1 protein-coding gene and 1 pseudogene are annotated in these 1,063 nt (G+C 65.1%); one reads left to right on the top strand and one right to left on the bottom strand.

Annotation, left to right across the window (positions count from 1 at the left end; genetic code table 11):
• On the top strand, positions 1-954 hold a 954-nt coding region (locus ABT116_RS49765; protein WP_351648360.1), incomplete at its 5' end, for an acyl-CoA dehydrogenase family protein.
• Positions 955-961: 7 nt separating this feature from the next.
• Here the strand turns inward: ABT116_RS49765 and ABT116_RS49770 are convergent.
• Positions 962-1,063 (bottom strand): annotated as a pseudogene (locus ABT116_RS49770) (GNAT family N-acetyltransferase); the annotation flags it as partial.

Consider the following 1,063-nt stretch of genomic DNA (forward strand, 5'->3'; position numbering starts at 1 on the left):
CTCGACTCCTCCCACCAGGACTTCGCTGCAAGCATCGATGCACTGCTGACCAAGTCCGACATGCCCGCCGTCATCCGTTCGTGGAACGACGGTGACACCGAGCCGGGCAAGAAGCTCTGGCAGCGCCTTGCCGAGACCGGTGTCAACGGCCTCGTCATCTCCGAAGAACACGACGGACTCGGCGCCGACGCCGTCGACCTGGTCGTTGCTCTCGAACAGCTCGGTCGGCACGCAGTACCCGGACCGGTTGTCGAAACGATCGCCGTGGCACCGACGCTCCTGGCTTCCGTTGCACCGGAACGTCTCTCTGCTCTCGCCGAGGGTTCGCTGGCAACCGTCGCCGCTCCCCCACACACACCGTTCGCGCTCGATGCCGATGCGGTGGATCTGGTTCTGCTCGTGCAGGACGGCTCCGTATCACTCGGCGTCCCTGGCGAAGCCAAGGCATCGGTGGATCTCTCCCGCAAGCTCTACGAGGTTTCTGCCGGCGAATCGCTGGGCTCCGCCGACTTTTCGGCCGCCTTCGACATGGGCGCGCTTGCCACTGCCGCGCAGTTGCAGGGTCTCGGCCAGACACTGCTCGAGGTCACCACCGAATACGCGAAGCAGCGCAAGCAGTTCGGCAAGGTCATCGGACAGTTCCAGGCAATGAAGCACCACCTGGCCGAAGTTGCCGTCTCCCTCGAAATGGCTCGCCCCCTGCTGCACGGTGCCGCTCTGTCGGTTCGCGATCAGTCGGCCGACGCTTCCCGTGACATCTCGGCGGCCAAGGTTGCGTGCGGGGATGCTGCGTACAAGGCCGCTCGCGTCGGACTTCAGGTTCACGGCGCCATCGGCTACACGATGGAACACGATCTCTCCTTGTGGCTCACCAAGGTACGAGCACTGCTCACCGCGTGGGGCACACCGTCCGAGCACCGCGCACGCGTCGTCGAAGCTCTGGTTGCATCATGAGCATCGACACCGAAGCCGCCGTCGCCGGCCAGCGGGGAGACGCCGACCTCTTCGGTGAACATGGCCACGCACGCCGGCATGATCGTCTCCATCTCGTCCTTGCGGACGC

Source organism: Streptomyces sp. NPDC002130 (assembly GCF_040296465.1).
Lineage (GTDB): Bacteria > Actinomycetota > Actinomycetes > Streptomycetales > Streptomycetaceae > Streptomyces.